At 64.8% G+C, this 4,240-nt stretch carries 2 protein-coding genes; both read right to left on the reverse strand.

Translation table 11 applies throughout. The features are described from left to right. The coding region (locus tag AWB65_RS34270; protein WP_125474297.1) for an efflux transporter outer membrane subunit at positions 1-1,445 on the reverse strand (1,445 nt) is incomplete at its 3' end. A 1-nt stretch (position 1,446) separates the two neighbouring features. Next, the coding region (locus AWB65_RS34275; protein ID WP_087671194.1) for an efflux RND transporter permease subunit at positions 1,447-4,240 on the reverse strand (2,794 nt) is incomplete at its 5' end.

Genomic DNA, 4,240 nt, shown 5'->3' on the forward strand with positions numbered 1-4,240 from the left:
ACCGGGCCGCCGTTCGCGCCGTACATCGTCGCGGTCATGCGCTCGGCGTTCGTCACCCAGCCGCCGCCCATCGACTTGTAGAGCGTCACCATCGAGTTGAACACCGTGCCCTGCGTCTGCGTGTAGTTCAGCTGCGAGTTGAAGAGGCTGCGCTCGGCGTCGAGCACTTCGATGTAACTCGTGTAGCCGCCTTCATACCTCAGCCGCGCGAGCCGCGCGTAGGTCCGCAGCGCATCGACCTCGCGGCCCTGCACGACGAGCACCTCGCGCGATTTCTGCAGCCCGATCAGCGAATCGTCGACTTCCTGGAACGCGACCTGAATCGCCTTTTGATAGGAAAAGAGCGCCTGTTGCTGCTGCGCCTCGGCCTGCTTCACCTGACCGGCGATGTTGCCCGCCGTGAAAATCGGCATCGTCACCGAGCCTGCGTACGACCACACGCGCGCCGGCCCCGTGAAGAGGTTCGAGAACTGACTGCTCGCGGTGCCGAAGAGGCCCGTCAGTGAAATCGACGGGAAGTAGAGCGCCCGCGCCGCGCCGATCAGCGCGTTGGCCGCGATCAGGTTCTGCTCGGCCTGCCGCAGGTCGGGACGGCGCGTGAGCAGTTCCGACGGCAGGCCCGCCGGCACGGCGGGCAGCGCGAGGTCGTCGATTTCGCGGTCTCGCGTGATCGACTGCGGGTTGCGGCCGAGCAGGATCGACAGCGAATTTTCCTGCTGCGCGATCTGCTGTTCGATCTGGGGGATCGTTGCCAGCGACGATTCGTATTCGGACTGGCTCTGCGACAGCTCCATTTGCGAGACCTGGCCGTACTTGAAGCGCAGGCTGAACACTTTCACCGAATCGGCGCGGCTCGCTGTCGTGGCCTTCGCGATCTCCAGTTGCCGGTCGAGCGACACCAGATTGATATACGACGTCGCCACCGATGCCACCAGCGTCAGAATCGTCGCGCGACGCCCCTCTTCGCTTGCAAGCAGGTTCGCGCGCGCGGACTCGGTCTGACGCCGCAGCTTGCCGAAGACATCGATTTCCCAGGACGCGGAGAGCGTCGCCGAGAACTGATTGAACACCGGCCCGACGCCCTGCGGCAACGCGGTCGAGCCGAGCGGCAGGCGCTGACGCTCGGCATCGAAACCGGCGGCGGCCTGCGGGAAAAGTTGCGAACGCGTCGTCTGGAACTGACCGAGAAACTGTTCGACGCGCGCAGCAGCGATCTTGACGTCCTTGTTCTCCGCGAGCGCGATGCCGATCAGCTCGTTGAGCGCGGGGTCCTGGAACTGCTCCCACCAAGCCGTATCGACGATGTCCTTCGCATCGGGACCTGCGAAGCGGAAGGCGGCCGGCGTGTCGACCGCCGGGCGTTCGTAGTTCGGCCCGAGCAGGCATCCGCTCAAGGCGAGCAGCGCAGCGAGCGAACCGGTGGAGACGAGAGCGGAGGCGCGCATGTCAGTCGTCCTCGCGTCGTGCGGATGGCGTGACCGTCGGGCCGCCTGAAGCGGTGCCCGGCGGCTTCGCGTCATGCGCAGTGCCAGCGGGAGCCGCCCCGGCACCTGGCGTCTTCTTGCCGCCCTTCTTCTCCGACATCGTTTCGAGCACGTAATAGAACATCGGGATGAAGAACACGGCGATGACCGTTGCGCCGAGCATCCCGCCGATCACGCCCGTGCCGATCGAATGGCGGCTGTTCGCCGACGCGCCCGTCGCGATCGCGAGCGGCACGCAGCCGAGGATGAACGCGAGCGACGTCATCACGATCGGACGCAGCCGTTCGCTTGCCGCGGTGACGGCGGCGTCGTAGACCGTCTCGCCCGACTCGCGGTTCAGCACCGCGAACTCGAAGATCAGGATGGCGTTCTTCGCGGCGAGCGCGACCAGCATCGTCAGGCCGATCTGGAAGTAGACGTCGTTTTCCAGCCCGCGCAGCAGCACCGCGAGCAGCGCGCCGAAGAGCGCGAACGGCACCGCGAGCAGCACGCCGATCGGCAGGCTCCACTTCTCGTACTGCGCGGCGAGGATCAGGAACACCATGATCAGGCCGAAGATGAACACGAGGCTCGACGTGCCGCTCGCCGTCTTGGCCTCGTAGGCCTCGCCGCTCCAGCCGAGGCCGTAGTCGGCCGGCATCACCTCGTCGGCGGTTTCTTCCAGCGCGGACAGCACCTGCCCCGAGCTGTACCCCGGCGCCGCGTTGGCCGTGATCTTGACCGCCGGAAAATTGTTGAAGCGCGTGACGAGATCCGGCCCCGTCACGTACTTGGTGGTCACGACGGACTTGAGCGGCACCATGTCGCCGGACTTGCCCCGCACGAAAATCTGCTCGAGATCCTGCGGCTTCATCCGGTACGTCGGTTCTGCCTGGAGGATCACCTGCCACAGCCGGCTCGAGCGGTTGAACTGCGAGACGTAGAGCGAACCGAACATCGTCTGCATCGCGCTGTACACCTCCTCGATCGGGATACCGAGCGTCTCCGCCTTGTCGCGATCCACGTTCACCAACAGTTGCTGCGACGACGCGTTGAAGGTCGAGGTGACGCGCGCCAGTTCGGGCCGCTGCTGGGTTTTCGCGAGGAACTGGTTCACGACGCCGGCGAGTTGGGGGATCGTGGCGTCGCCCTTGCTCTGAATCCACATTTCCGTGCCGCCGGTCGTGCCGAGTCCGGGAATCGACGGTGGATTGACCGGCAGGATGATCCCCTCCTTCACCTTCGAGAGTTCCGCGTAGGCGCCGAGCAGCACGGCGCGCGCGTTCTGGGTCCGGATATTCTTGGACTCATAGCGCTCGTCGAAACTCTTGAAGCCGATGAAGAACGCGCTCGCGTTGTTCTTGTTCTGGCTGTCGAGCAGGCTGAAGCCATCGACGACGGTGACGCTGCTCACCGCCGGCTGCTTCATGAAATAGTCCGTGACGTGCTGCGAGACTTCGCCGGTGCGATCGAGGCTCGCCGCATCCGGCATGATGACCGCCCCGAGCAGATAGCCCTGATCCTCGGGCGGCAGGAACGCAGTCGGGACCGCTTTCATCATGACGACCGAGAGCCCGATCATCCCCGCGAACAGCAGCAGCGCCACCAGGAAACGCTTGATGACGAGCTTGACCATGCGCGTGTAGCCGTGCGTCATCCGCTCGAAGGCGTTGTCGAACCATCGGAAGAAGCCTTTCTTTTCGTGGTGCCCGGGCTTGAGCAGCAACGACGCGAGCGCGGGCGAAAGCGTCAGCGCGACGAGGCCCGAGATCACCACCGAGATCGCGATGGTGATGGCGAACTGCTTGTAGAGCTGTCCCGTGATGCCGCTCAGGAACGCCACCGGCACGAACACCGCGCAGAGCACGAGCACGATCGCGACCACCGGGCCCGCGACTTCGTCCATCGCGCGCTTGGCCGCGTCCTTCGGATTGAGCTTGTGCACGTTCATGTTCCGCTCGACGTTCTCGATCACGACGATCGCGTCGTCCACCACGATGCCGATCGCGAGCACCATGCCGAAGAGGGTCAACATGTTGATCGAGAAACCGAGCGCCATCATGCCCATGAACGTGCCGACGATCGATACCGGCACCGCGAGCACCGGAATCAGCGTGGCGCGCAGGCTCTGCAGGAACACGAACACGACGATCACGACCAGCACGACCGCTTCGAAGAACGTATGCACGACATCCGAGATCGACGCCCGGGTGAACTCGGTCGTGTCCATCGCGATGCTGTAGTCGAGGCCCTCGGGGAACGACTTCTTCAACTCCTCGAGCGACTTGCGCACTTGCTTCGAGACGTCGAGCGCGTTGGCGCCCGGCTGCTGGTAGACGGCGAGCACCGTCGCGGGCTTGCCCTGGAACTTGCTGCGGATCGAATAATCCTTGCGGCCGAGTTCCGCGCGGCCGATGTCCTTCAGCCGCACGATCGCCGCGCCGCCGCTCGACGCACGGATGATGATGTTGTCGAACTCTGTGGGGTCGGCGAGTCGGCCGGTCGTCGTGACCGCGAACGACTGCTCGACCGGCGCGCCCGTCGGCGATTGCCCGATGCTGCCGACCGCGAATTGCTGGTTCTGGTTCGAGACGGCCTTCTGCACGTCGGACGCGGTCACGCCGAGTTGCGCCATGCGGTCGGGCTTGAGCCAGATGCGCATCGCGTAGTCGGGGTTGCCGAAGATGCTCGACTGATTGGCGCCGGGGATGCGTTTCAACGCATCGAGCACGTAGATGTTCGTGTAGTTGGCGATGTAGGTCGAGTCGTAGCGATCG

Source organism: Caballeronia humi, from assembly GCF_001544475.1.
In the GTDB taxonomy this organism is placed as follows: domain Bacteria; phylum Pseudomonadota; class Gammaproteobacteria; order Burkholderiales; family Burkholderiaceae; genus Caballeronia; species Caballeronia humi.